The 26,056-nt window shown below is 72.1% G+C and carries 20 protein-coding genes; 8 read left to right on the plus strand and 12 right to left on the minus strand.

The window, feature by feature from the left end; all coding sequences use genetic code 11:
* Positions 1-123 precede the first annotated feature (123 nt).
* On the minus strand, positions 124-327 hold the full coding sequence (locus LO763_RS14990; RefSeq protein WP_230603458.1) for a DUF3046 domain-containing protein: 204 nt from the start codon (positions 325-327) through the stop codon (positions 124-126).
* A 91-nt stretch (positions 328-418) separates the two neighbouring features.
* Between LO763_RS14990 and LO763_RS14995 the strand changes: the two genes are divergently transcribed.
* From LO763_RS14995 to LO763_RS15005, 3 genes are all read left to right on the plus strand, one after another.
* Positions 419-991 (plus strand): TetR/AcrR family transcriptional regulator, encoded by a 573-nt coding sequence (locus tag LO763_RS14995; protein WP_230603460.1) that lies wholly within the window; start codon positions 419-421, stop codon positions 989-991.
* A 121-nt stretch (positions 992-1,112) separates the two neighbouring features.
* Positions 1,113-2,996 (plus strand): M48 family metallopeptidase, encoded by a 1,884-nt coding sequence (locus tag LO763_RS15000; RefSeq protein ID WP_230603462.1) that lies wholly within the window; start codon positions 1,113-1,115, stop codon positions 2,994-2,996.
* Between the two features lie 256 nt (positions 2,997-3,252).
* Positions 3,253-3,702, plus strand: a complete 450-nt coding sequence (locus tag LO763_RS15005; RefSeq protein ID WP_230603464.1) for a DoxX family protein — start codon at positions 3,253-3,255, stop codon at positions 3,700-3,702.
* A gap of 286 nt (positions 3,703-3,988) precedes the next feature.
* On the opposite strand, the gene LO763_RS15010 is transcribed toward LO763_RS15005, so the two are convergent.
* The 4 genes from LO763_RS15010 to LO763_RS15025 form a co-directional block, all read right to left on the minus strand.
* Positions 3,989-6,040 (minus strand): DEAD/DEAH box helicase, encoded by a 2,052-nt coding sequence (locus LO763_RS15010; protein WP_230603466.1) that lies wholly within the window; start codon positions 6,038-6,040, stop codon positions 3,989-3,991.
* Between the two features lie 210 nt (positions 6,041-6,250).
* Positions 6,251-7,285, minus strand: coding sequence for a GNAT family N-acetyltransferase (locus tag LO763_RS15015; protein WP_230603468.1), 1,035 nt, complete (start codon positions 7,283-7,285; stop codon positions 6,251-6,253).
* Between the two features lie 66 nt (positions 7,286-7,351).
* The gene (locus tag LO763_RS15020) at positions 7,352-8,365 is read right to left on the minus strand and encodes a GNAT family N-acetyltransferase (protein ID WP_230603470.1); all 1,014 of its coding nucleotides are present in this window, start codon (positions 8,363-8,365) and stop codon (positions 7,352-7,354) included.
* Positions 8,366-8,370: 5 nt separating this feature from the next.
* Positions 8,371-9,393 carry a GNAT family N-acetyltransferase gene (locus LO763_RS15025; RefSeq protein ID WP_230603472.1) on the minus strand — a complete coding sequence of 341 codons (1,023 nt, stop codon included), beginning with the start codon at positions 9,391-9,393 and terminating at the stop codon, positions 8,371-8,373.
* Between the two features lie 158 nt (positions 9,394-9,551).
* Here LO763_RS15025 and LO763_RS15030 point away from each other — a divergent pair, with 158 nt between their 5' ends.
* Together LO763_RS15030 and LO763_RS15035 are read left to right on the plus strand one after the other, a co-directional pair.
* On the plus strand, positions 9,552-10,139 hold the full coding sequence (locus LO763_RS15030; protein ID WP_230603474.1) for a SigE family RNA polymerase sigma factor: 588 nt from the start codon (positions 9,552-9,554) through the stop codon (positions 10,137-10,139).
* Positions 10,132-11,316, plus strand: coding sequence for a TolB family protein (locus LO763_RS15035; protein WP_230603476.1), 1,185 nt, complete (start codon positions 10,132-10,134; stop codon positions 11,314-11,316). The genes LO763_RS15030 and LO763_RS15035 overlap by 8 nt, the downstream gene beginning before the upstream one ends.
* A gap of 64 nt (positions 11,317-11,380) precedes the next feature.
* On the opposite strand, the gene LO763_RS15040 is transcribed toward LO763_RS15035, so the two are convergent.
* The 3 genes from LO763_RS15040 to LO763_RS15050 form a co-directional block, all read right to left on the minus strand.
* Positions 11,381-11,584: a cold-shock protein gene (locus LO763_RS15040; protein WP_030161360.1), complete on the minus strand. Its 204-nt coding sequence runs from the start codon at positions 11,582-11,584 to the stop codon at positions 11,381-11,383.
* A gap of 229 nt (positions 11,585-11,813) precedes the next feature.
* On the minus strand, positions 11,814-13,739 hold the full coding sequence (locus LO763_RS15045; protein ID WP_439650296.1) for an ABC transporter ATP-binding protein: 1,926 nt from the start codon (positions 13,737-13,739) through the stop codon (positions 11,814-11,816).
* An 88-nt stretch (positions 13,740-13,827) separates the two neighbouring features.
* The gene (locus LO763_RS15050; RefSeq protein ID WP_230603478.1) at positions 13,828-14,088 is read right to left on the minus strand and encodes a helix-turn-helix domain-containing protein; all 261 of its coding nucleotides are present in this window, start codon (positions 14,086-14,088) and stop codon (positions 13,828-13,830) included.
* A 104-nt stretch (positions 14,089-14,192) separates the two neighbouring features.
* Between LO763_RS15050 and LO763_RS15055 the strand changes: the two genes are divergently transcribed.
* Entirely contained in the window at positions 14,193-15,452 is a 1,260-nt protein-coding gene (locus LO763_RS15055; protein WP_230603480.1) for a hypothetical protein, read from the plus strand.
* A gap of 180 nt (positions 15,453-15,632) precedes the next feature.
* Here LO763_RS15055 and LO763_RS15060 read toward each other — a convergent pair whose 3' ends face one another.
* Positions 15,633-17,252: an ABC-F family ATP-binding cassette domain-containing protein gene (locus tag LO763_RS15060; protein WP_230603482.1), complete on the minus strand. Its 1,620-nt coding sequence runs from the start codon at positions 17,250-17,252 to the stop codon at positions 15,633-15,635.
* Between the two features lie 305 nt (positions 17,253-17,557).
* On the opposite strand from LO763_RS15060, the gene LO763_RS15065 reads away from it, so the two are divergent.
* Positions 17,558-18,337, plus strand: coding sequence for a M23 family metallopeptidase (locus LO763_RS15065; RefSeq protein WP_230603484.1), 780 nt, complete (start codon positions 17,558-17,560; stop codon positions 18,335-18,337).
* Between the two features lie 84 nt (positions 18,338-18,421).
* Here LO763_RS15065 and LO763_RS29870 read toward each other — a convergent pair whose 3' ends face one another.
* From LO763_RS29870 to LO763_RS15080, 3 genes are all read right to left on the minus strand, one after another.
* Positions 18,422-19,414, minus strand: coding sequence for a LacI family DNA-binding transcriptional regulator (locus LO763_RS29870; RefSeq protein ID WP_230603486.1), 993 nt, complete (start codon positions 19,412-19,414; stop codon positions 18,422-18,424).
* Positions 19,414-22,359, minus strand: coding sequence for a glycoside hydrolase family 3 protein (locus LO763_RS15075; protein ID WP_230603488.1), 2,946 nt, complete (start codon positions 22,357-22,359; stop codon positions 19,414-19,416). The genes LO763_RS29870 and LO763_RS15075 overlap by 1 nt, the downstream gene beginning before the upstream one ends.
* Positions 22,360-22,721: 362 nt before the next feature.
* Positions 22,722-23,972, minus strand: a complete 1,251-nt coding sequence (locus LO763_RS15080; protein ID WP_230603490.1) for an ROK family transcriptional regulator — start codon at positions 23,970-23,972, stop codon at positions 22,722-22,724.
* Positions 23,973-24,356: 384 nt separating this feature from the next.
* On the opposite strand from LO763_RS15080, the gene LO763_RS15085 reads away from it, so the two are divergent.
* A complete protein-coding gene (locus LO763_RS15085) occupies positions 24,357-26,042 on the plus strand; it encodes a type 2 periplasmic-binding domain-containing protein (protein WP_230603492.1) in 1,686 nt (561 codons plus the stop codon).
* Positions 26,043-26,056 lie beyond the last annotated feature (14 nt).

The following is a 26,056-nucleotide window of genomic DNA, read 5'->3' on the forward strand; positions in this document are numbered from 1 at the left end:
TACGGTAGCCGCCCCGACCGACAACCTAGGACAACGCCTTGTTCGAACAGGGCGGTTCCCGGGGAGACACCGGTCTCACGTCCGCCGCGCGCAAAATCCTATAGGATATATAGGATCCGGCGCTCAGCGGACGAGGCGCGCCGGGATCCGCTCGGGCCAGGCGCGGCAGACGGCCATCCACACGGCCTTGGCGTTCTCGCCCTCGGCGAGGGCCTGGTCGACGGTGCGGCCCCCGAGCTGCCCGAGGGAGTGGTCGGCGGCCACCGAACGGGCGTAACCGGCGCCGAAGGTCTCGTCCATCCGGTCCCAGAAATCGCTCAGCTTCATGCCCCGCCTCCTCGTCGTCGCCGCGTATCCGCACGCTCAACGGTAGGCGACTGCATGGCCAGGGGCCAAGGCCAGGTGGCAAGATTGCCGGGTGCCTCGCGTCAGCCAAGAACACCTCGACTCGCGCCGTCAGCAGATCCTCGACGGCGCCCGCTCGTGCTTCGCCCGTTTCGGCTACGAGGGCGCGACAGTGCGGCGGCTCGAGGAGGCCACGAAGCTCTCGCGCGGGGCGATCTTCCACCACTTCCGGGACAAGGACGCCCTGTTCCTGGCCGTGGCCTCGGTGGACGCGGCCGAGATGGCGGCGACGGTGGCCGAGCGGGGCCTGGTCGGGGTCATGCAGGACCTGACCGCCGGGGCCGACAAGCCCGAGATCGCCGGCTGGCTGGGCACGCAGCTGGAGGTGGCGCGGCGGCTGCGCACCGACCCGGAGTTCGCCGAGGCGTGGGGGCGGCGGCGCGAGGCGATCGCCGAGGCCAGCCGGGAGCGCCTGGAGCACCAGCGGGAGATCGGGGTGCTGCGCACCGACGTCGACATCGAGGTGCTCGGCGGGTTCCTCCAGCTGATGTACGACGGCCTCGTCCACTACCTGGCGACCGGCCGGGACGACCTGGCGATCACGCGCGTCCTCCAACTCGTCGAGGACGCCGTCCGCCGCCACTGAGGACTGTCGGGAGTTTGCGGACTCACCGGAGAATCGTTCGCCCGCAAACGATCCGGAGACTCCGTGCCTGGTGGGCGATGCCGCGGTGAAACACTGAGGACTGTTCACTAACATCCTTCCCATGAGTCCCTCGAACATGACCCATACCGCCCCCGCCCCTCGAAAGCCCAACGCCCTGCGCGCCGCGGTCTCCGTGGCGCTCCTCGGCGGGTTCTACGTCTACGCCCTCCTCATCGTCGCCGCCGTCGCGGCCGGCACCGTCTACGTCGTGATGCGGTTCGGCAGCAGCCGCGCCAGCGTCGAGGTGATCGGCTTCGGCCTCGGCATCACCGTGGCCGTGCTCGTCGCCCTCTACCGCGCCCTGCGGCACAAGCCCTCCCCGCCCCAGGGCGTCCGGCTCACCCGCGCCGACGCCCCCGGCCTGTGGGAGCTCGCCGAGCGCTCGGCCGAGGCCGCCGGCACCCGCGGCCCCGACGAGATCCTCGTCGACCCCGACTTCAACGCCGCCGTCAGCGAGGACGCCAAGGCCCTCGGCCTGGTCGGCGGCCGCCGCTACCTCATCGTCGGCCTGCCGCTGCTCGCGTCCTTCACGACCGGGCGGTTCCGCGCCGTCATCGGCCACGAGTTCGGCCACTACTCGCAGGCCCACACCAGACTGGGAGCGCTGGCCTACCGCGGCCACGTCGCCGTGCGGCTCATGCTCGCCGCGTTCGCCGAGCGGCGCTTCAACCCCGTGACGTGGCTGTTCCGCGCCTACGCCGCGCTGTTCTTCAACGTCCAGGCGGGCGTGAGCCGCGCCCAGGAGTTCGAGGCCGACCAGATCGCCGCCAGGCTCACCGGCGGCGAGAACACCCGCGCGGCCTTCCGCGAGCTGCCGGTCATGGCCGCGGCCTGGAGCCGGTACCAGGAGCAGTACATGCTCCTGGGCGCCCAGCAGAAACTCGTGCCCGACGACGTCTTCGGCGGCTTCGCGGCCTTCCGCGAGGGCCGCGCCGAGGAGATCGAGGCCCTGCGGGCCGAGCCGCTGCCCGACAAGGCCCACCGGCTCGACACCCACCCGCCGATCGCCGCCCGCGTCGCCGCGCTCGAAGGGGCCCCCGGCGAGCCGCGGCCGGGCGACGAGGCCCCCGCCACCGGGCTCCTGGCCGACTTCGACGCGATCGCCCGGCGCGTCGACGCCGAGTGGATCTCCCCCGACGTCGAGCGGGTCCCGTGGTCCGAGCTGTGCCACCGGACGGCCGCGGCCGTCCACGGCAAGCAGGCCGACGCCGCCTACCGGGCCGTCGAGCGCGTGCTCGGCCCCGAGAGGGCGAACCTGGACGGCCTGCTGACCGAGGCCAAGGAGGGGCGCGGCAAGCGGCTCTGGGCCGACCTGGAGGCCGCGAACTTCCCGCGCGGCGGAGTGCGGACGATCATCGCGAGCGCCGCCATCGCCTCGGGCGCGCTGCGGTTCGAGCTGTCCTGGGACGGGCCGATGCGGGTCGTCGGCCGGGACGGGGAGCCGTTCGACGTCGACGGCCTCAGCGCGATGGTGTTCGACGAGGACACTGACGCCGCGTCGGTGCGCGAAGCCCTCGCCAAGCAGGGGGTCGACCTCGCGCTGGCCGTCTCCAGCGGCGCGACCACGGCGGCCTCGCACGCGGCCGAGCGCGCCCGGATCATCGCCGCGAGCGACGTGGTGGAGCTGAACGGCGAGAAGCGGCACCTGTTCGCGGCCACCACCGGCCTGGCGTTCCTGCACCTCGGGCAGGGCGAGGGCGAGAAGCGCCTCAAGCAGGTCATGCAGGAGTGCGGCGGCGTCGAGGGCCTCATCGGATCGGCGGCGCTGTGGCTGCCGTTCGAGGAGGTCAAGCACATCGAGCAGCTCAAGGGCATGAGCTACAAGGCCAGGATCGTCACGCAGGACGGCACCGAGTACACGCTGGTGCAGAAGCTCATGAGCGACGACATCGGCAAGCCCTTCGAGGTGGTCGACCAGTTCGTCAGGCAGCGCGCGCAGCGGTAGGAGGCTGCGGGAAGGGGCGGCGGGCCGGCGGTCCGCCGCCTCTCGCCGCGCGGCGGCCTTATGCCGCGAAAGGCGCGAGATAATATCGAGCGGGCATATTTACAATCGTCTATTTTACTTGATATGCTTCCAAGTTAGTTGAACTTTCAACCTCGCCTGCCCCGGGTTCCGATCCGGAGACGGCGGTCAGCGCCGACCGCCGCCCGACGCGATTCGTCGGCCCGCCAACAGGGGCAGCATTTCCCTTGGAGGGCATATGCTCACAAAACTGCAACCTTACGCACTCCTCATCGGACGCGTCATGCTCGGTGTCGTCTTCATCGCGCACGGCTGGCAGAAACTCAGCGTCAACGGCCTGGAGGCGACCGCGCAGGGCTTCGAGGGCATGGGCATCCCGGCACCCACGCTGTCGGCCTACTTCACGGTCTTCGCCGAGCTCATCGGCGGCGCAGCGCTTATTGTGGGAGCGCTCCTACCCCTGGTGGGGCTCGCCTTGGCGGGCGTCATGCTCGGCGCGATGTACTTCGTGCACCTCGACGGCGGGTTCTACTCCCGGGACGGCGGCTACGAGTACGTGCTGCTGCTGGCCGTGGTCTCACTCGCCATCGGCTTCTCCGGAGGCGGTGCGTTCGCGGTCGATTCCCTGTGGCTCAACAAAAGCGAGCGGGAAGCGAAGGAACCCGCCGCCGCCGGGGTCCCGGCCTAGGCGGGGGTCCGGGACGTATGCGGGGCCGGTCCCGCAGCCGATCCGCGCGCGTCCCGGACCCTCCGATACTCCGGCGAGAAATGGGAGCGTTAACAAGAAAACGGCGACCGCAGCGCCGCGGAGCCCTTCGGCGCCAGAGGCGAAAACCTCGATTCCGATATATATCTTTGGACTGCTCGGTGCGGCGCCGGGCGGCCGGCCGCCAGAGGAGGCGCCTCGGCGCGGCACCGGAGACGCGAAGCGGCCCTGAGGACTCAGTCCTCAGGGCCGCTTCGTCGGTCATCGCCTACCAGCGGTCGCGGCGCTCGCGGTCGCCGCGGAAGCCGCCGCGCTCACCGCGGTCGTCGCCGCGGAACCCGCCCCGGCTGCCGCGGTCGTCCCCGCGGAAGCCGCGGCCGCCCCGGTCGTCGCCGCCGCGGGACCCGCGGTTGTCGCGGTCCCCGTAGCCGCCCCGGCCGCGGTCGCCGTACGAGCGGTCGCGGTCGCCGTAGCCGCCGCGCCCGCCGCGGTCGTCGCCGCGGTAGCCGCCCTCGCGGTTGCCCCGGTAGCCGCCGCCGCGGTTGTCGCGGTCGCCGTAGGAGCCGCCCTCGCGGTTCCCGCGGTAGCCCCCGCCGCGGTTGTCGCGGTCGCCGTAGGAGCCGCCCTCGCGGTTGCCCCGGTAGCCGCCGCCACCGCCGTCGCGGTTGCCCCGGTAGCCGCCTCGGCCGCCGTCGCGGTTCCCGCGGTAGCCCCCGCCGCGGTCGTCGCGGTCGCGGCGCGGGCCGCGGTCGTCGCGGCGCTTGGACGGGCCCTCGATGATCTCGCGCTCGGCCTGCTCGCGCAGACGGGTCGCCTGGGCCCGGAGGCCCTCGGCGTCCTCCTTCAAGCGCTGGATCTGCTGCTCCAGGCGGGCCGCCTCGGCATCGTTCTGCGAGGCCTGGTGGTCGGCCGCCACCGCGCGCAGGTCGGTGAAGTTGCGGGCGCCCATGAGCGCGGTCAGCTCGGCGTCGAAGTTGTCGTTCACGTAGTGGCGCTGGGCCTCTACGCCGGCGCGCTCGATCAGGCTGAACATGCTGCGGTTCTGGTGCGGCAGCACCAGGGTCGCGACGTGCCCGGACTGCCCGGCGCGGGCGGTGCGCCCGGCGCGGTGCAGGTAGTCCTTGTGGGTCTTCGGCGGGTCGACGTGGAGGACCATGTCGACGCCGTCCACGTGGATGCCGCGGGCCGCGACGTCGGTGCACACCAGCGCGTCGAGGCGGCCGTTCTTGAAGCGGTCCAGGACCTTCGAGCGGTCGACCTGGGACATGCCGCCGTGCAGGCCCTCGGCCTTGACGCCGGCCTCGCGCAACTCGTCGGCGATGCGGTCGACGGCGAGCTGGGTCCGCACGAACACCATCGTCAGGCCCGGGCGGGCGGCGACGGCCGCGGTCATCGTGGCCTTGTCGCGCGGGCCGATGAGCAGCAGGTGGTGGGTCATGGTGGTGACCGAACCGGCCGACGGGTCGACCGAGTGGGTGACCGGGTCGGACAGGTACTTGCGGACGAGGACGTCGATCTCCTTCTCCAGCGTGGCGGAGAAGAGCATGCGCTGGCCGCCGACGGGGAGCATGTCGAACAGCTCCTCGACCTCGGGCAGGAAGCCCATGTCGGCCATCTGGTCGGCCTCGTCGAGGATCGCGAGCTCGACGGCGTCGAGCGAGCACTCGCCGCGCCGGATCAGGTCGCGCAGGCGCCCCGGGGTGGCGACGAGCATGTCGACCCCGGCGCGGAGCGCGTCGATCTGGCGGGAGAACGCGGTGCCGCCGCAGACGACCTTCATGTCGATGCCGACGGCGTCGCCGAAGGTCTGGAGCGAGTCGGCGACCTGGATGGCCAGTTCGCGGGTCGGGGTCAGGATGATCGCGCGGGGGTGCTTGGGCTTGGTGCGCCCGCCCGCGGCGAGGCGCGCGAGGGTGGGCAGGCCGAAGGCCAGGGTCTTGCCCGAGCCGGTCTGGCCGCGGCCGAGGATGTCGCGCCCGGCGAGCGCGTCGGGGATCGTGGCGGCCTGGATCGGGAAGGGCGTGATGATGCCCTGCTCGGCCAGTGCGGCGGTGATCTTCTCGGGCAGGCCGAGCTCTTCGAAGCCCGGGCCGGTCGCGACGGGGTCCACGGCGTCGGTCTCGACGGTGAAGTCCTCGCCGGAGGCGGATTCGGGGGTCTCGGCCGGGGCGGATCCGGGGGCCGCCTCGGTCACCGCGGGAGCCTCGGCGGCGGCGTCGCCCACCTCGGGGACCGGGGTGGTTTCAGGGGTTTCGGTGTTTTCGAGTGCCGTGCCCGGTTCACTGGGGGCAGCATTCGGCACAGTTGGGTCAACAGTCATGGTTCGCCTTCCGCGAGAACGACTTCGTGAGTGACGCACGTTCCGCGGAGATTAGGTTCACCATAAGCCGACGGTGATGGGGCGGGACGCGCCTGATCGGGCCACAAGGAGGGCCAGCTAATGACAATAGCCGACCGCGGAGGGCGGTCGCCACCTCCGGGGTCGGCTTGTGCCTGGAGACACTGTCTCCCTCGTCTCCATGCGGTTCGGTCAGGAGGGGAACTTGATCTGGTACTCCCCCAGGGCGTCGACGACCTCGTACCCGAGGAGGACGTTGATGTCGATCATCGGGGCGTTGACGTCGGCGTTGTCGGTCCAGATCGCGCGCACCTGCGGGAAGTTCTCCCGGACGAGTTCGAGGTTCACCAGTTTGAGGAGGAGGCCGAGGCGGTGGCCGCGGTGCTCCTTGTCGACGATGGTGATGCCCTGGAACGCGTCGGTGTAGCCGGTGTCGTCGTAGGCAAACACGGCGGTGTTGGCGACGACCTCGCCGCTGGCGCGGTGGCGGGCGACGGTCTGGATCGGGATGACGCCCATGGCCTCGTTGCGGTCGGCCTTGGCGTTCTTGAGCTCGGCGTCGATCGTCTCCGGTTCGAGGGCGAGGTCGCCCAGCGGGACCTCGGCGAGGATCGTGGAGTCGATGCGGGCCATGGTCTCGACCAGTTCCTCGGGGGTGCGGCCGATCCAGGAGACGATCTCGTAGTCGTCGCCGGCGGCGGCCCGGGCCTCGGCCAGGAGCCGCTGCTCGGTCGCGGGGTCCAGGGCGTCGACGGCGCAGCGGCGGTTGATCGAGGTCAGGGCCAGTTTGAAGCCGCGCTTCTCCAGGAACTCCTGCCCGGTCTTGGCGCGTTCGGGTCCGTCTTCCCAGGTCATGTGGGTGTCGAGGGTCAGCTCGGTGCGGCCTCGCTCGCGCGTGTAGGCGACGAAGTGGTCCAGGAGGGCCCCGCCGGTGCCCTGGCGGCGGTGGTCGGGGTGGACGTGGATCTCGGCCCAGCCAAAGTGCAGGTTCTCGCGCATGGGCAGGCCGATCTCGGCGACGCCGACGACCGTGCCGTCCTTGACGGCGATGAGGGTGGTCTCCTGCTCGCCGGGGGTGGGGTGGACCAGGCCCTTGGCGAACTTGCCCTCGTGGGGTGCGGGGCTGTCGGGGTTGTCGGCCGCGTGGGAGGCGCGGAGGACCTCGAAGGCGCCGGAGACGAGGTCGCCGTCCGCGGGGTCGAGTTCAAGGATTTCCAGGTTGCTCATGGGTTCAGTCTGGACATTCGGCGGCGGGGGCGGCAACCGAATTACGGCGCCGCCCCCGCTTCGCGGTCAGGCGTCGAGCCGGCGCCGGTAAGAGACGCGGGCGTCGACGGGCCGGAAGCCGAGGCGCTCGTTGATGGCGTTCATGTTGGCGTTGACGTCGGCGTTGCCGGTCCAGACCGCGGTGACCTCGGGTCGGGCCTCGCGCAGCCGGCGGAGGTTCGCGAGTTTGACGAGCAGGCCGAGGCGGTGGCCGCGGTGGGCCGGGTCGACGATGGTGATGGCCTGCTGGGCGTAGGTCTCGTCCCGGTGGGCGTAGAGGACGGTGTTGGCCACGAGGCCGCCGCCGGCCCGGTGGACGGCGACGGTGCGGATCAGGTCGTTGCCCTGGGCTTCGGCGCGGTCCTCGCGGTCGCGGACGAACTGCGCGTCGACCGTGCGGGGGCGCAGGTCGACGTCGCCGAGGGGGATCTCGGTGAAGATCATCGAGTCGATGCGGCCGAGTCCTGCGACGTGCTCGTCGGGGCAGCGGCCGATCCAGGAGACCGCCTCGTAGTCGCCGGAGGCGGCGAGCGCCTCGTCCCAGAGCCGCTCCTCGTCCGCGGTGGCCGCGCCGACCGCGGCCTTCCGGTCGATCTCGGTGAGCGCGGGGGCGAAGCCGTGCCGCTCGAGGAACCGCGCCCCGGCGTCCGAGCGGGGCGGGCCGCCTGCGACGGCGGCGCGGGCGAGGAGGACGATCTCGCTGCGGTGCTCGTCGCGGGCGAGGTCCAGGAGGCGGTCGAGCAGCGCGGTGCCGATGCCGCGGCGGCGGTGGCCGGGGTGGACCAGCAGCTCGGCCTCGAGGTAGTGGGCGTTCTCCTTCAGCGGCATGGAGAGCCAGACGGCGCCCACCAGGGCGCCGTCCTGCGCGGCCGTGTAGCAGCGGAACTCGGCGCCCGGCGGCGGGTGCTCCAGGAAACTGGCGTACCGGCTCGCGGAGACCGGGGCGAGTTCGGGGGTCTCGGTGGCGCGGGCGAGCTCGAACAGCTGGTGGACCCGGTCGACGGCGTCGCGGTCGGCCGGGTCGAGGCGGCGGAGGTCCACGGCGCTCAGGCCTCCAGTTTCAGCTGGTACTCGGCGTTGGCGTCGACGGTGGTGTAGCCCAGCAGCTCGTTGATGGCGATCATGGGGGCGTTGACGTCGGCGTTGTCGGTCCAGATGTGGGCGATGCCGGGGGCGTGGGCGCGCAGCTGGCGGAGGTTCGCGAGCTTGAGGAGCAGGCCGAGGCGGTGGCCGCGGTGGGCCGGGTCGACGATGGTGATGCCCTGGAGCACGTTGCGGTCGTCGCCGTCGTCGATCGCGATCTCGGTCCAGGCCCTGACCTCGCCGGTGGCGCGCTCGACGGCGACCGAGTGGAGCCAGGTGCGGCCCTCGGCCGCGTAGACGGCCTCCTTGCCGCGCAGCTTCTCGGGGTCCATCCGCTCGGGCTCGGCCTCGATCTCCCCCAGGGGGACCTCGGCCATGATCATGGTCTCCATGCGGCACATGGTGTCCACGAGGTCCTCGGGGACGGGGCCGATCCACTGTCGCACCTCGTAGGCGTCGCCGGCCTTCGCGAGGGCCTGTTCGTGGCGGCGCCGCTCCTCGTCGGCGCCGAGCGGGTCGACCGGGCTGCGGCGGTTGACGGTGACGAGCGCGCGGGAGTAGCCGCGCGCTTCGAGGGTGCGCGCGGTGGTCTCGTCGCGGGCGGGGCCGCCCTCCCAGTGGACGGCGGTGGCGGTGAGGAGGGTGGTGCGGCCGTGCTCGGCGCAGTACCGCTCGACGTGGTCGCGCAGGAGCGCCTCGGCGCCGGTGCCGCGGTGGTCGGGGTGGACCGGCAGCTCGTACATGGCGAGCTCGGGGTTGTCGTCGGTGAAGAAGTTGACGCGGGCGTAGGCGAGGGCGCGGCCTTCGTCGACCGCGGCGAACCAGTGCCGTTCGCGGCCGGGGATCACGTGGGTGAACAGGGTCCTGAAGTAGCGCTCGGGGGCGGCGGGGTTCTCGGGGGTGTCCGCGCGGTGCGCCGCGGTGAGGATCGCGTAGGACTGATCGATCAGATCGGCGTCGCCCGCGTCGAATTCGATGATTTCCACGGCACCAGTGTGCCGGGCGGTTCCGGGGATCGCACGCCGGTTTTCGCTCCGCCGTTCGGCCGGGCGCTGATGTCCGTTCGGGGGAGGCGCGGCGCGGCCGGGATTCCCGTCTAGGAAGATATGCACCCGCATCTCCTTTTCACGGAACGGAACCGATCGTGAGCGGATCGAACGCCCCGCCCGGGGCGCCGCCGACGCGGGAGGACGAGTTCGAGGACTTCGTCAGAGCCAGGTCGGCGGCCCTGTGCGCCTCGGCGTACCTGCTCACCGGCGACCGCGGACTCGCCGAGGACCTCGTCCAGGACGCCCTGGCCCGCACGTGGCGGTCGTGGAAGCGCCTGCACCGGACGGCCAACGCCGAGGCCTACACGCGGCGCACCATGTACCACCTGCACGTGAGCCGCTGGCGGCGAGGGAAGGTCGCGGAGATCGCGACCGACGCCGTGCCCGAGCGCCTCGTCGACGAACCGGACACGGCCCTGCGGCTCGCCGTGCACGCCGCCCTGCTGTCGCTGCCGGCCACGCAGCGGGCCGCGATCGTGCTGCGGTACTTCGAGGACCAGACCGAGGCGGCCGCCGCGGCCGTCCTCGACTGCCCGGTGACCACGCTGCGCGCCCGCGTCCAGCGCGGGCTGCGGCGGCTGCGCAACTCCTTCCCCGAGCTGGTGGTCCTCGGCGACGCCGGCGGGGGGCTGCCCCGCTGGGAGCTGGAGTTCGCGAACGTGAGGGGAGAGGCCCGTGCCTGACTCGATTCGCGCGCTGCTGCAAGGCATCGCGGAAGGCGAGGCCGGTCCGTCGCAGGACCTGGCCGCGGGTGCGCGACGGCGGGCCCGGCGCATCGGGCAGCGCCGGTTCGCCGCGGGAGCGATCGCCGCCGTCTGCGGACTGGCGCTGGCGGGCCTCGCGACCGCGGAGATGTTCGGCGGCGTCGAGGCCGCGCCGCCGGCCGGCGATCCGGCCGCGTCGCAGGGGACCCCGGTGGCCGAGCGCACGGAGACCGAGGACGCGCAGGAGGAGTCGTGCGGGAGTTCGGACGGCTGGACCGGCTGGACCGGCTGGGACGCTCCGGACGCCGCGCCGTCCTTGGGGGCGCTGCCGGAAGTGCTCTACTTCGAGGTCTACCGGCAGGAGGAGGAGCAGCTGCTGTCCTCGATCCACCGGTTCGAGGACGAGGCGCACACCACCGTGCTGCCTCCGGCGCCCGACTACGCCCTGGCCCCGAACGGCGAGCGGTACACGGTGGCCTACGGCGAGGCGTGCGACGGCGCGCTGGTGTCGTTCAATGAGGCGGGCACCCTGGAGCTGGGGATCGGCGGGAAGGACTGCCCGCCGTCGTGGTCACCGGACTCGAACCGGGTGGCGCTCAACATGCCCGACGGGGAGGGCGGCGACGGCTACCTGCTGGACGTGTCCACGGGCGAGATGTCCGAGCTGTCGGGGAAGTTCTCCTGCTCGCCGCGGTGGACGCCCGACGGCGAGTACCTGGTCAGCGGCGACGGGGTCTACGCGGCCCGCCCGGACGGCTCCGGCGAGGTCGTGCTCGACGGCGCGGCGTCGTGGACCGGGGACCCCGGGTTCACGGGTCTGTCGTCGATCTCGGCGGACCTGACGCGGGCCTGCTTCCATTTCGAGCTCGGCGACACCGCGCAGTCGGGCCGTGTCGAGGCGGACCGCTGCGACCGGTACGTGGACCTCACGACCGGCGAGGAGCTGGAGCTGCCGGTCGAGACGGAGCGGGCACAGGTGGTGTTCCTGGCGGACGGGTCGATGATCGTGGTCGACCACCGGTACAACGCGGCCGAGCATGCCCACACGATCCTCGTGTCGCTGTTCGATCCCAAGGGGGACGTGGTCGAGGAGCGGAGCCTGGAGAGCCCGGACGGCTCGGAGGGGACGTTCCTGCGGGGCTACCGCACCGGATAGGCCCGGACGCCACAGAAGCCGCTGTCCTCCTTGTGAAGGGCAGCGGCTTCGTTCGCTCTCCTGCTTAGAGCGCGCGCAGGTTGGCGGCCTGCGGGCCCTTCTTGCCCTGCTCTACGTCGAATTCCACCCGCTGGTTCTCCTCCAGGGAACGGTATCCGTTGCCGGTGATCGCGGTGAAGTGGACGAAGATGTCCGGACCGTCGCCGTCAGGGGCGATGAAGCCGAAGCCCTTGTCGGAGTTGAACCATTTAACGGTGCCTTGCGCCATTGCTGTGTTTCCTTGCGATGTTGATGCTCAGGCCCGCCGCCTGCTCCGCCCGGGGGTCCCCGGCCGAGCAGGGCGCCGTATCGGCCTGATATGTGCCGCCATTGCTGGCGCTTCACCACTTCGGCGAATTTGAACCGAAGTGGCCTCTGGACACTACAATACCCCCGCTTTCGCGCGATCCGGCAGCGCGAAACGGTCCTCGCGTTCGGGGCTCGGCCGGTGCGGCGCCTCAGACGGCGGCCGAGAGCGCCCCTTCGGGGCCGCGGCCCTCGGCGAACTGCGTCCGGTACAGCTCGGCGTAGAGGCCGCCGCGACCGACGAGGTCGTCGTGGGTGCCGGACTCGGCGACCCTGCCGCCCTCGAGGACCACGATCGTGTCGGCGCGGCGCACCGTGGAGAGCCGGTGGGCGATGACCAGGGAGGTGCGGCCTTCGAGCGCGGTGTCGAGGGCGCGCTGGACGGCGGCCTCGGACTCGGAGTCGAGGTGGGCGGTGGCCTCGTCGAGGATGACGATCGGCGGGGCCTTGAGCAGGACGCGGGCGATGGCGAGGCGCTGCTTCTCGCCGCCGGAGAAGCGGTAGCCGCGCTCGCCCACGACGGTGTCGAGGCCCGATTCGAGGCGGCGGACCGTCTCGCCGATCTGGGCGCGGTCGAGCGCCTCCCAGATCTCGTCGTCGGTGGCCGCGGGGCGGGCGTAGCGCAGGTTCTCGCGCACGGTGTCGTGGAACAGGTGCGCGTCCTGGGTGACCATGCCGATGTGAGCGGCGAGCGAGGCCAGCGACAGCTCGCGCACGTCGGTGCCGCCGACCTCGACGGCGCCGGCGGTGACGTCGTACAGGCGCGGCACCAGGTTCGCGGTGGTGGTCTTGCCGGCGCCCGAGGGGCCGACGAGGGCCACGAGCTGCCCGGGGTCGACGTCGAAGGACACGCCGGAGAGGATCTGGCGGCCGTTGTCGGAGCGGTCGGGGCGGGCCAGGTCCTCCAGGCTGGCGAGGGAGACCTCGTCGGCGCCGGGGTAGCGGAACTCGACGTCGCGGAAGCGGATCGCGGCGGCGCCGTCGGGCAGCTCCCGGGCGTCCTCGGCCTCGCGGATGAGCGGTTCGAGGTCGAGGACCTCGAAGACGCGCTGGAAGCTCACCAGGGCGCTCATGACGTCGACGCGGACGTTCGAGAGGGCCGTCAGCGGCCCGTAGAGGCGGGTGAGGAGCAGCGCGAGGGTCACGACGGTGCCGGCGCTGAGCTGCCCGGCGAAGACCAGGGCGCCGCCGAGGCCGTAGGCGAGGGCCTGTGAGAGCCCGGCGACGAGGGTGAGGGCGACGATGAAGGTGCGCGCGTACATGGCGGTGGTGATGCCGATGCCGCGCACGCGGTCGGCCTTGTCGGCGAAGTCGGCGGACTCGGCCTCGGGGCGGCCGAAGAGCTTCACGAGCATGGCGCCGCCGATGTTGAACCGCTCGGCCATCTGGGTGTTCATGGCCGCGTTCAGGTCGAAGCCCTCCTTGGTGAGCACGGCGAGCCTGCGGCCGACCCATTTGGCGGGGACCAGGAAGACCGGGACGAGCACCAGCGAGAGCAGGGTGATCTGCCAGGACTGGAAGAACATGACGCCGATGATGAGGGCGACGGCGATGCCGTTGGAGACGAGGCCGGAGAGGGTGCTCGTGAAGGCGCGCTGGGCGCCCATGACGTCGTTGTTCAGGCGCGAGACGAGCGCGCCGGTCTGGGAGCGGGTGAAGAACGCGACCGGCATCGACTGGACGTGGCCGAACACCGACCGGCGCAGGTCGAAGATGATGCCCTCGCCGAGCTTCGCCCCGTACCAGCGCATGGCGAGGTTGAGGGCGCCCTCGACGACGGCGAGGCCGGCGATGACGGCGGCGATGGCGACCACGCCGCGCTGGGTGCCGTCCGCGCCGGTCAGCTCGTTGACGATGTCGCCGGCGAGGACCGGGGTGGCGACGCCGATGGCCGCGATCGCGGTCACGAGCGCGATGAACAGCCCGATGTCGCGGCGGTAGGGGCGCGCGAAGCGCAGGATGCGGCGCTTGACGCCGCGGGAGAGGGTGACGCCTTTGAGGTCGTCGGCGCGGCGCATGGAACGCATGGCGTCCCAGCCGGCAGGTCCCATCGATGACACTGGGCCTCCTGTGTGCAGGTGTGCCCAAGTTCGGTCGTCGTGTGGTGTGGGTCTTGGGCCGTTTCGATCTCGTTTCCGAGTCGGAGAACGCCCGCGGGGGCGGTTTTTATTTCCGGGCGCCCTTGCGGGCCCCTCCCCGGGTCCTGAAGTCGACGCCCGCCTCGGCGAGGAGGCGGTGAACGAAGCCGTAGGAGCGGCCTATCGTGGAGGCGATGTCCCTGATGCTCTGCCCTTTCTCGTAGGCGGCGGTGACGTGCTCGGTGAGTGCGCGGCGCTCCTCGCCGCGGACCTGCCGGTTCGGATCGGTCCTGGTGGCGGGGGCGTCCCCCGGGCCGGCGCTGCGCTGTGCTGGTACCTCAGGTGCCATGAGTCCTTTCCTACGCACGGAGGGTGATGAAGGAACGTTGTGAAGTTTGCCGGACTTTTCGCGCCCGGCGGTCGCTTGTGTCGGATACCCGATAGTTTCGTGACGTGACCGCACCGCAGACCTCCTACACCGACCGGGTGGACGCCCTCGCGCCCGCCCGCCTGCGACGCAGTTGGTTGCGCGACATCGCGATCTGGACGTCGCTGCTGGTGGCGACGTTCACCGTGGCGTCGGTGGCGGTGTCGACCTCCGACGTGGTGGGCCCGACCACGCTGCCGTGGTGGCCCGCGCAGAACCTGTCGCTGCACGTCACGGCCGGGATGGTGGTCGCGCCGTTGACGGCCGCGGCGGTGCTGGCGGCGGCTTCGCGCCCGGCGGCGGCGCGGCTGTCGTGGCCCACGCTGCTGGTGGCGTCCTACCTGGCCTCGATCACGTGGTCGGCGGCGCTGCACACGAACGTGGACCCGACGACGATGTCGACGGCGACCGCGGGCGCCCGCAGCGCGGTGGCGCTCCTGGTGTCCTACACCGGTTCCGAGGCGGGGCTGGCGATCACGGTGATCGCGCTGTCGTGCCTGACGGTGCCGCTGACGCTGGTCGCGGTGAAGTCGGTGGCGGGGCCGGTGGCGGCGCGGGCGCTGTCGCCGGCGCTGATCCTGGGGCCGTGGGCGGCGTGGACGACGCTGGGGATCGACGGGATCGCCGCGGCGGCGTGCGCGGCGGTGCTCGCGTGCGGGGCGGTGGCTTCGGAGCGGCGGGTGCGGCGCTGGGACGCGTTCTGGGGCGCGGCGGCGGCGGGCGGTCTGCTCGGCATCGCGGCGCTGCTGTCGTACGGGGCGGCGTGGTTCGCCGTGTCGCTGCTGTGCCTGTACTTCGTGCGGCGGCGGCCGTTGCAGATCCTGGTCTCGGCGGGCGCGGCGCTGGCGGTGCTGGGGCTGGCGGCGACGGTGGGGCCGTCGTGGCCGTACGGGCTGGTGGACACCTACAACGCGGCGGTCGGCGAGATCGCGGCGCATCCGGGGCAGCTGTGGTGGCTGGCGATCATGCCCGCGCTGGTGTGCGTGGCGTGCGGGCCGGCGGTGGTGGAGAGCCTGCGGCGCTTCGGGTCGAGCGCGGTGTGGCCGCTGATGGTCGGGCCGGTGCTGGCGCTGATGATCGCGCCGTTGAGCGGGTCGAATCCGGAGCATCCGGAGTACGGGTGGATCGCGTTGTGCCCGTGGCTGATCGTGGCGGCGACCGCGCCGCGGACCGAGGGCCGGCGGGCGGGCCGGGGCGCGGGCGGGCGGCGCTCGGTGCCGGTGCCGCTGGTGACGGCGGGCGTGGGCGCCTGCGCGGCGATCGTGATGATGTACTCGGGCTTATAGGCCGGCGTCGCCGTTCTCCCATCCCCAGCCCCCACCCTCCCGAGAGGGGAAAGGTAGGCCCGTCCTTCCGCGCGGGTCCGACAGGAACGCGGCCGCGCGGCAAGGGTGTCACCCGAAAGCGTGCGCCATTGCGCGCGGTGCTCGCCCCGGTGGGGCCGGGGGCCGCGTCACCGGCGGGCGCTAAGCGAGTTCGACGAGTTCCATCAGGTCGTCGGACCAGAGGTCCTCGTCGCCGTCGGGGAGCAGGATCGCCCGTTCGGGGCGCAGCGCCTCGACCGCGCCCGGGTCGTGGGTGACCATGACGATGGCGCCGCCGAAGCCGTCCACCGCGTCGAGCACCTGCTGGCGGCTCGCCGGGTCGAGGTTGTTGGTCGGCTCGTCCAACAGCAGCACGTTCGCGCCCGAGCACACCAGGCTCGCCAGCGCCAGCCGCGTCTTCTCCCCGCCCGAGAGCACGCCCACGGGCTTGTGCACGTCGTCCCCGGGGAACAGGAACGCGCCCAGGATCTTCCGCAGCTCCGAGTCGGGCAGGTCCGCGCCGGAGTCCGAGGCGGCCGACTGCATCTGCTCCAGCACCGTCCCGGTGTGGTCGAGCGTGTCGTGCTCCTGCGCGAAGTAGCCGATGCGCAGGCCGTAGCCGGGCTCGACCTCGCCGGTGTCGGGTTCGAGCGTCCCGGCGAGCATCCGCAGCAGCGTGGTCTTCCCGGCGCCGTTGAGGCCGAGGATGACCACCCGCGAGCCGCGGTCGATCGCCAGGTCGACGCCGGTGAAGATCTCCAGCGACCCGTAGGACTTGGACAGCCCGGACGCGGTGAGCGGGACCTTGCCGCAGGGCGCGGGCTGCGGGAGGCGCACGTCGGCGACCTTCTCCTGGAGCAGGTCCTCTTCGAGGTTGTCGAGCATCTCCTCGGCGCGGCGCAGCATCCCCTTGGCGGCCTTGGCCTTGGTGGCCTTCGCGCCGAGCTTGGCGGCCTGCTTGGTGAGGCTGGCGGCCTTCTTCTCGGCGTTGGCCCGCTCGCGGCGGCGCCGCTCGGCGTCCTCGGCCCGCTGGCGCTGGTAGGCCTTCCAGCCGAGGTTGTAGGCGTCGATCACCGAGCGGGTCGGGTCGAGGAACCAGACCTTGTTCACCACCTCGTCGAGCAGGTCGACGTCGTGGGTGATGAGGACCAGGCCGCCCTTGTGGGCCGAGAGGAAGCCGCGGAGCCAGTTGATGGAGTCGGCGTCGAGGTGGTTGGTGGGCTCGTCGAGCAGGAGGATGCCGTCGCCGTCGTCGGCGAAGAGGATCCGGGCGAGCTCGACGCGGCGCCGCTGCCCGCCCGAGAGCGTCTCCAGCGGCTGGGCGAGGATGCGGTCCTCCAGGCCCAGGTTGGAGCAGATGCGGGCGGCCTCGGACTCGGCGGCGTAGCCGCCGCGGGCCGAGAACTGCTCCTCGAGCCGGGAGTAGCGGCGCACGAGCTTGTCGCGCTTCTCGTCGTCGGCGACCTCGGCGAGCTCGGCCTCGGTCTTGGCGAGGTCGGACAGGAGCTGGTCGAGGCCGCGGGCCGACAGGACCCGGTTGGAGGCGGTCTGCGTGAGGTCGGCGAACCGCGGGTCCTGCGGCAGGTACCCGAAGGGCCCGGTGCGCTCGACCTTGCCGGTGTAGGGCTGGGCGAGGCCCGCGAGGACGTTCATGGTGGTGGTCTTGCCGGCGCCGTTGCGCCCGACGAGTCCGATGCGGTCGCCGGGCTGGATCCGCAGATCGGCCCCGGACAGGAGGATGCGCGAACCGGCGCGCAGCTCGAGACCGGCAGCGGTGATCATGGGGCACTCCTTCAGGCGATGACGGGCCGACGCGGCCGCAGACCCTTCAAGTCTAGGCGGCGGCGTACGTCACGGGTCTACCGATATAACCGGGGGCACCGTTCGCGACCCAGGTCTCACTGTGCGTGAGCGCGCTCCTCCTTTCGGGGGAGCCGCGGTTGCCCCCGGGTGCCGACCTGCGCCGCGAGGGGACCAGTTTGGACGTTGTATCGGCTGGTCACGAGCCGATTGTCGGGTTCGGCTCGGGTAGGTTTCCCGGCGCTATGGGCAAACATCACGACACCTGCGAGTCCGCAGGACGCGAAATGACCAGCCGCCGGATCCGGGCGATCATCCGCAGGCGCCGCATCCGTCGCGAACGTCACACCTGGCGGTTCGTGTCGGCGGGACTCGTCGCCGCCATCGTCACGGGCTGGGTCGTCTCCTCCCTGTCGGGGCAGGCCGCCGCGCAGGCCGCCGAGGACCGGACCGTCGAGGAGCAGACGATGGTCCAGGCCGACTGGAAGGTCGACACCGTGCTCGCCGAGATGGCGGCCGAGAGCGCCTCCGAGGAGGCCGCCCGCGTGCAGGCCGAGGCCGAGGCCGCCGAGCGGGAGGCCGAGGAGCAGGCCGCCGCCGAGGCCGAGGCCGAGGCGGCGGCTGAGGAGGCGGCGCAGGCGGCGGCCGAAGCGGCCGAGGCGGAGGCCGAGGCGGCCAACCCGTGGACGGCCCCCTCCGAGGCGGCGATCACCTCGTACTACGGGATGCGCGACGGCAGGCTGCACGGCGGGACCGACTTCGGCAACTGGGAGGGCGACGAGATCAAGGTCGTCGGCGACGGCACCGTGACCTACGTGGGCTTCGAGGCCGGCGGCTACGGCAACGTGGTCTACGTCGACCACGGCGACGGCCTCGAGACGCGCTACGCGCACGCCTCCGAGGTCCCCGTCAGCGTCGGCGACGAGCTCTCCAAGGGCGACACCGTCATCCTCTCGGGGAACACCGGCGGCTCGACCGGCCCGCACCTGCACTTCGAGGTGCTCCAGGACGGCGAGAAGATCGACTCGCTCGCCTGGCTCGAGGACCAGGGCATCGACGTCGGGTGACCCGCGGGCACCGCACTCCCCCCATGAGGGACGGCGGCCCCGAGGCCCTGCGAGGGCTTCGGGGCCGCCGTGCCGTCGTCCGGTCTACCGGACGGTCAGCTGCGGTTCGACCAGGGTCGAGTCCGGGACCTCCAGGCCGTCGAGCTTGCGCATGAGGTGGCGCACCGCGGTCTCCGCGAGCGTCTCGGCGGGCACCAGCACCGACGGCAGCTGCGGGTGGACCCGCTCGGCGACCTCGTCGGGGCCGATGACGACCACGTGGAAGTCCTCCCCCACGCGCTTGCCCGCGTCGGCCAGCGCGTGCATGACGTGGCCGACGGCCGGCTCGTTGTGGACGGCCAGGCCCGTCAGCGCCGGGTTGGCCGCCAGCAGCTCCTTCACGGTGCGCTGCACCGAGACCGCCTCGTCGGGGCAGGGCCAGACCTCGGCGCGCGCGCCGGAGCGGCCGAGGAAGCCCTCGCGGACGCGCTCGGCGAAGCCGGTGCGGCGCGCGTAGACCGCCTCGGAGGCGCCCAGGAGCGCGATGTCGCCGCAGCCGCGCTCGGCGAGGTAGTCGGCGCAGACCCGCCCGGCGGCGGTGAAGTCGAGGTCGACGCAGGTCAGGCCTTCGGCGTCGGCGGGGAACCCGATGAGGACGCTCGGGAGGCCGAGGCGGCGCAGGGTCTCCACGCGCGGGTCGCGCACCTCGACGTCCATGAGGATGAGGCCGTCGACGATGGCCGAGGCCGCGACGCGCGACAGGCCCGCCGGGCCCTCGTCGGCGGTCATGAGCAGCACGTCCTGGTCGTGGCGGCGGGCCTCGGTGACCGCGCCGGAGGCGAACTGCATGAGCACCGGCAGGTGCATGCCGTCGCGCAGCGGGAGCATCATCGCGATGACGCCCGCGCGGCGGGAGGCGAGCGAGCGCGCCCCGGCGTGCGGGTGGTAGCCGAGGTCGGCGACGGCCTGCATGACGCGGTCGGCCGTCTCGGGCGAGATCGACCGCTTGCCGCTCAGGACGTAGGAGACGGTGCTCGCGGCGACCCCGGCGCGGGCGGCGACGTCGGCGATGGTGACGCCGCGGCCAGGGCCGGCCACTAGGACTCCCCGCCGCTGAGCGCAGAAGAGAACCCGAGCGAGGCGAGGCGGACGGGGCCCTCGAAGGTCACGTAGAGGTCCTTGACGCCCTCGACGGGGCCGAGGTCGACCGTGACGTCCTCGTAGTCGTAGACGCCGCCGGTGGCGGGGGTGTCGATCTTGGCGAGCACGTCGCCGTCGAGCGGGTCGTCCACGCGCAGTTGGAGCTGCGAGGGCCGGCCGGCGACGCGGGCGGTCACGGTGGTGTAGCGGGGCGCGCCGTGCCGCGGTTCGGTTCCACCGCTGCGCCTCTGTTCGACTCCGCCGCCGCGCCTCTGTTCGACTCCGCCGCTGCGCCTCTGTTCGACTCCGCCGAAGTCGCAGTCGCCGAGCATGATCCAGCCGCCGGCCTCCTCGGCGGCGATCACGTCGCCGCCGGTGCGGTCCTCGTCGCGCCACTCGACGCCCGCGTAGGCGTCGTTCGTGGTGGCGCGCAAGGGCTCCGAGAGGTCGCGCGGGCCGACGACCTCGCCGTCGACGCGGACCGAGGCCGACAGGAGGATGTCCGCGGCGGAGCGGCCGACCATGAGGCGCTGGCGGCTCTTCTCCACGATCATCCGCCCGGTGACGTTGTCCCAGTGGGCGAGGTCGTCCACGGCGACGGTGAACGCGACGGTGCGGGTCTCGCCCGCGGCGAGGCGGACCTTGTCGAAGCCGCGGAGCTGGCGCAGCGGCTGCTTGACGCGGGAGCCGCACTGGTGGGAGTAGAGCTGTACCACTTCGACGCCGTCGCGGTCGGCGGTGTTGGTGACGTCGACGGTGACGCGGAGCTCGTCGCCGGGGCGGGCCTGCTCGCGGTCGACGGCGAGGTTCGCGTACTTGAACGCCGCGTAGGAGAGGCCGTGGCCGAACGGGTGGAGCGGCTGGCCGAGGTAGTAGAGGTAGGTCGCGTCGGAGGCCACGATGTCGTAGTCGAGCATCGCGGGGAGCTCGGCGGCGTCGGTGTACCAGGTCTGCGGCAGGCGGCCCTCGGGGTCGCGGTCGCCGAAGAGGACGTCGGCGAGGGCGTTGCCCCACTCCTGGCCGCCGTGGCCGGACCACAGCACGGCGGGCGGGCGCGTGGCGTCCCAGTTCACGGCGAACGGATAGGAGGACGACATGACCAGAATGGTATTCGGGTTGGCCTTCATGACGCGCCGCAGGAGGTACTCCTGGGACTGGGGCAGGAAGAGGTCGGTGCGGTCCTCGGTCTCGCGGCCGTTGACCAGCGGGTGGTCGCCGAGCACGACCACGGCCACGTCGGCCTCGGCGGCGAGGGCCGCGGCCTCGTCGTGGCCTTTGACGACGAACTCGAAGTCGAACGCGGCGGCGTCGGCCAGGTCGGCGACGAGGGTGAGGCGGCCGTCGTCCCCGACGCCGATCCACTTGCCGCCGGCGGCGCCCTCGGGCTTGTGGATCTGGCGGAAGGCGACCTTCCCGCCCTCGATCTCGGCGATCCGGAACGTCTCGGTGACGTCGAACTCGTGCGGGCCGTGCGAGTCGGCGGTGACGCGGCCGTCCTTGGTCCCGTTGAGGACCTTGCCGGTGGCGACGCTGCGCAGGAGGTAGGACAGGCCGCCCCAGTCGAGGAGGTCGAACTGCGCGGCCGCGCCGGTGCCGTCGGCGACGACGACCTCGGCGTCGCCCTCGGCGTCGCCCTCGACAGTGACGTACCCGGTCTTGTGGCGCAGGCGGATGCGGTCGACGCCTTCGGCGTGGAGGACCTCGGCGCGCTCGCCGATCGCGGCGCGGGCGGTGACGGCGTACGGCAGGGTGCCGGAGTACCAGTCCTGCATCTGGACGTCGGCGAGCGGGCCGACCACGGCGATCTTCCCGGGGGCGGCGAGCGGCAGGATGCCGTCGTTCCTGAGCAGGGTGATCGACTGGGTCGCGGCCTCGCGGGCGAGGGCCCGGTGCGCCTCGGAGTTCACGGCCTCGCGGCCGATGCCCGCGTAGGGGTCCTCGGGGTCGAACTCGCCGAGTCCGAAGCGCACGGACAGGTTGCGGCGGACGGCGGTGTCGACGTCGGCCTCGTCGAGCAGGCCGCGCTCGAGGGCGGCCCGGAGGTGGGCGAGGACCTCGCCGGGGCGGTCGTCGTCCTGGGTGAAGGAGTCCAGGCCGGCCTTGACGGCGGCGGCGTAGGCGGTCGGGAGGTCCTCGAAGTAGCCCTGGAGCTGCGCGAGGTTGTTGGGCGCGTAGGCGTCCGAGACGACGAAGACCTCGTCTTCGGCCCAGGTGCGCAGCTCGTCGTTCACCAGGGGGGTCACGTGGGCGGGGCGGCCGTTGACGAGGTTGTAGGAGAGCATCACCGCGACCGCGTCGCCGCTCGCCAGTGCCGGGCGGTGGGCGGCGAACTCGTACTCGCGCAGGACGCGGGGCGGCATGTTGGAGGAGGTGGTGCAGCGGTCGGCCTCGTTGCCGTACGCGAGGAAGTGCTTGACGGTGGGGGCGGTCTTCCAGACGGGGCCCTCGCCCTTGAGGCCGCGCGCGTAGGCGGCGCCCATGAGGCCGGTCATCCACGCGTCCTCGGAGTAGCCCTCCTCGTTGCGGCCCCAGCGGGGGTCGCGCAGCGGGTTCACGGTGGGGGCCCAGACGTTGCGGCCGACCTTGACCGGGTCGTCGTGGTTGAAGGCGAGGACCTCGTCGGCGACGGCCGCGCCGACCTGCTCCACGAGCGCGGGGTTCCAGGTGGCGCCGAGGGCGACCACCTGCGGGAAGACGGTGGCCTCGCCGAGCCAGGCGAGCCCGTGGAGGGCTTCGGTGCCGGTCTTGAACGGGCCCATGCCGAGCCGCTCGACGGGCCGGTGGTACTGGTGCAGCAGCCCGATCTTCTCGTCCAGGGTGAGGCGGGAGAGCAGGTCGGCGACGCGCTTCTCGCGCGGCAGGCCCGGGTCGCGGAAGGCGGGGCTCGTGTCGAGGTCGTTCATGGGTGGCTCCCTTGCTTGGACGTCGCTGTCGTGCGAAAGGCCGTCGAAGCGCTTCGATGATGGGGGGCCGCCACCGGTGAGGGCGTTGACATCGGAGCCGCGCTGTCGGTGAAGGACCTTGTCGAAGCGCTTCGATTGAGGAATGCAAGATTTCTACACCCCCGCCGCGACCGGCGTCAAGGCGGGCCGGGCGCCGGCGCGGGCGGTATAGACGGATTTCCACCCCTCAGCAGGCGCGGGCCTGCGGAAACGGCGGCGGTAACAGTTCCGAAACGAACGCCGCCCGCCGAGTCCCGCAGGGTCGCCCGCGGCGCTGGGGACCGCAGCTCCCGTGTCCCGTGGGCGCTGCGGTCCCGCGGGGCTCAGGCGCCGAGCGGGGTCGGCATCCGGCCCGCGTCGATGTCGTTGAGGATGCCGGTGGCCGCGCCCAGCGCGGGGGCCTCGTGGCCGAGCGAGGAGACGACGACCTCGGTCCCGCCCGCGCCGGAGGCGTGGGTGCGCGCGGCCAGCTCGGTCTCGGCGGCGGGGCCGATCCACGGGCTCAGGGCCTGGTAGTGGCCGCCGAGGACCACGGCCTCGGGGTTGAGCAGGTCGACGGCGAGGGCGATCCCGGCGCCGAGGGAGCGGCCGATGCGCTCCAGGGACGCGACCACGCGGTCCTCGCCGGCGCGGGCGCGGGTGACGATGTCCTCGACCTCGGCCTCGACCTCGGCGCCGGCGATGTCGTCCGATTCGGACAGCTCCTTGAGGACGGCGCTGACGCCGGCGAAGTCCTCGACGCGGCCGACGCGGCCGTCGACCTCGATGAGGAGGTTGCCGATCTCGCCGGCGAAGCCGGTGGCGCCCCTGCGGAGCTCGCCGTCGACGATGAGGCCGGCGCCCAGGCCGATCTCGCCGGTCAGGTAGATCATGTTGGACACCCCGGCCCAGGAGCCGAAGCGCTGCTCGGCGACGGCGCCGAGGTTGGCGTCGTTGTCGGCGGTGACGGCGTACTTGGGGTCGCGCATGGCCTGGCGCAGGCGCCCGGTGAGGTCGAACCGGTCCCAGCCGAGCATGGGCGCGCGCTGGACGACGCCGTCGTTGTCGATCATGCCGGGCACGGCGACGGCGAGGCCGAGGATCTGGCGGCCCTCGGCGTCCATCTTGTCGACGGCGCGCTTGGCGAGCCCGGCGAGGGCGGAGACCGACTTGCCAGGGGTGGAGCCGGAGCCGTCGTGGGCGCGGCGCCAGGACAGGAGGCGGTTCCCGGCGAGGTCGACGGCGACGAGGGTCATGTAGTCGACGTTGACCTCGACGCCGAGCGAGGCGTAGTAGCCGGTGTCGACGGACAGGAGGACCGCGGGGCGGCCGATGTTGCCGATGACCGAGCCGGACTCGCGCAGGACGCGGCGCTCGATGAGCTCGGCGACGAGGGAGGAGACGGTGGCCTTGTTGAGGCCGGTCTTGGCGGCCAGGTCGGCGCGGGAGCACCGGCCCTCGGCGCGGACCTGGCGGAGCACGAAGCCGAGGTTGTTGGCCCGCACGTCGGTGAAGTCGGCGCGTTTGGCGCGGCCGGGCTCGCCCTCAGGGACGCCGTCGGCCCCGGCCGACTTGGCCGCGATGCGCATCGCCATGTTCGTCCTCCTGCTGTTCCTTTTTCCGTCCGCCGCGGGCGGGGCCGGTGGGCCTCGTCCGCGACGCCCGCAGACCGCTCCGGCACTGGCGGCCGGCGTCCGTGAACCGTCCGCCGGCGCCTTCCGGCGCGGTGTGCGAGCCGTCAGTTGGCATTGTCGTGGATGGCGACCAACGGTCGTCGAGCGGTCCCCGACAGTGGCGTATGTGCATGTTCCACCACAAGTCCCGTTCCCGAATCGTGATCAATCCGCGCCCGTTTCGCCTGACCCCCCGCTTGTGCGGGGTGTCACCGTGCGCTACTTTAGTTTATCGAATAGCCGAACTAATTATCGGCCACACCCCCCGCAACACCCTCACAGCAGCACGACCGAAAGGACAGCAACGTGGCTACTCCCTCAGACGGGTCGATCTTCCGGCGCCGCTCCCTGTTCAAGGCGGCCGGTCTCGGCGCCGCCGGAGTGGCGGGCCTCCCCGTCATCGCCGCTTGCAGCGACATCGAGTCGGGAGCCGGCAGCACCCAGGCGACCGAGGGCTTCGACTTCCTGCCCACGTACAAGGAGTACGAGCTCCCGGTGCAGCCCGACCTGGTCGGCGAGCCGCCGAACCACCCCTCCGGCTTCACCACCTACCCCGAATCGGTCGACGGCGTCGAGACCGCCGAGGCCGGCGGCGAGTACGAGATCACCGTCCCGATGTGGGGCACGCCCCCGTCCGGGGACGACCCGTACTTCACGGCCCTCCAGGAGGCCTGGGGCGGCACCAAGGTCAACCTCCGCCACGCGGACGGCAACACCTTCGCCCAGACCTCGGTGCAGTGGCTCCAGGCCAACGAGTTCGGCGACGCCATCAACATCTTCGGCTGGATGACCGACTCCCACCCGAACTTCCAGGAGACGGTGGCCAACACCTTCTACGACCTGACCGACATCGTCAAGGGCGACATCAGCGACCGCTGGCCGCTCCTCGCCGGCGAGCCCACCCTCTCGTGGGGCCAGTCGGTCTGGTCGACCGACCCGGCCGACCCCGAGACCGCGCGGGTCTTCGGCATCCCGCAGAGCTTCTACGGCGGCCCCGGCAACGGGATGTTCGTCCGCACCGACCTCCTGGAGGACGCCGGCCTGGCCATGCCGACCACGGTCGAGGAGGTCCTCGAGGTCGCCCGCCAGTGGTCCGACGGCGCCAACGGCAAATGGGCCTTCCTGGGCCTGGACTACGTGACCCCCGAGTGGTTCGGGCTCGCCTCGAGCCCCGGCTGGGCGTACATCGACGGCAAGCTCGTCCACAACTGCGAGCGCCCCGAGTACACCGAGTGGCTCGAGTTCCGCCGCACCTGCTGGGACGAGGGCCTGATCCACCCGGACACCCCGACCGGGACCCTGGACGGGCACGCGCTGCACGTGGCCGGGACCATCCTCATGTCGCAGGACGGCATCTCCTGGTGGAGCGACTACACCAACCAGGTGCTCGGCGGCACCGCCGAGGGCGCGGTCGACCCCATCGGCGCGATCGGGTTCGGCGGCCGCGAGCCGATCCGCTACGTCAGCAAGTCCGTCGGCGGGTGGACCTTCTTCAACAAGGACCTCTCCGAGGACCAGGTCAAGGAGCTCCTGGACGTCATGAACTTCTGCTCCGCGCCTTACGGCACCAAGGAGTACGAGCTCATCCAGTACGGCGTCGAGGGCACCCACTTCACCTACGGCGACGACGGCTTCCCCGTGCGCACCGAGGCGGGCATCGCCACCGTCCAGGCCCCCGTCAACTTCAAGGAGATGTCGGGCCAGGTGCAGACCTTCCTGACCGGCGACCCCGAGTTCGTGCAGCGGAGGTTCGAGTACAACGCGTCGGTGAAGGACTTCGCCGAGGAGGACATCTTCGCGGGGCTGCGCGTCGAGGGCCCGGCGGACTACAAGACCGCCGCGCAGACGCTCCTGGACCAGCAGGACGACATCGCCTACGGCCGCGCCGAGCTGTCCGCGATCCCCGACATGGTCGAGACCTTCCTGAACTCCGGCGGCGAGGCCGCCCGCGAGCACTTCACGAACGCCTACAACAAGGCGCAGGGCGAGTAAGACCCCCGGGCGGC

Source organism: Glycomyces amatae, assembly GCF_020991375.1.
GTDB classification, from domain to species: Bacteria; Actinomycetota; Actinomycetes; order Mycobacteriales; family Micromonosporaceae; genus Glycomyces; species Glycomyces amatae.

What these genes read in the sequence shown, in the direction of transcription:
- LO763_RS14990 (WP_230603458.1), bottom strand. Translation starts at nt 327, where the DNA reads ATGAAGCTGAGCGATTTCTGGGACCGGATGGACGAGACCTTCGGCGCC.
- LO763_RS15000 (WP_230603462.1), top strand. Translation starts at nt 1,113, where the DNA reads ATGAGTCCCTCGAACATGACCCATACCGCCCCCGCCCCTCGAAAGCCC.
- LO763_RS15005 (WP_230603464.1), top strand. Translation starts at nt 3,253, where the DNA reads ATGCTCACAAAACTGCAACCTTACGCACTCCTCATCGGACGCGTCATG.
- LO763_RS15010 (WP_230603466.1), bottom strand. Translation starts at nt 6,040, where the DNA reads ATGACTGTTGACCCAACTGTGCCGAATGCTGCCCCCAGTGAACCGGGC.
- LO763_RS15015 (WP_230603468.1), bottom strand. Translation starts at nt 7,285, where the DNA reads ATGAGCAACCTGGAAATCCTTGAACTCGACCCCGCGGACGGCGACCTC.
- LO763_RS15040 (WP_030161360.1), bottom strand. Translation starts at nt 11,584, where the DNA reads ATGGCGCAAGGCACCGTTAAATGGTTCAACTCCGACAAGGGCTTCGGC.
- LO763_RS15050 (WP_230603478.1), bottom strand. Translation starts at nt 14,088, where the DNA reads ATGGCACCTGAGGTACCAGCACAGCGCAGCGCCGGCCCGGGGGACGCC.
- LO763_RS15060 (WP_230603482.1), bottom strand. Translation starts at nt 17,252, where the DNA reads ATGATCACCGCTGCCGGTCTCGAGCTGCGCGCCGGTTCGCGCATCCTC.
- LO763_RS15065 (WP_230603484.1), top strand. Translation starts at nt 17,558, where the DNA reads ATGACCAGCCGCCGGATCCGGGCGATCATCCGCAGGCGCCGCATCCGT.
- LO763_RS15075 (WP_230603488.1), bottom strand. Translation starts at nt 22,359, where the DNA reads ATGAACGACCTCGACACGAGCCCCGCCTTCCGCGACCCGGGCCTGCCG.
- LO763_RS15080 (WP_230603490.1), bottom strand. Translation starts at nt 23,972, where the DNA reads ATGGCGATGCGCATCGCGGCCAAGTCGGCCGGGGCCGACGGCGTCCCT.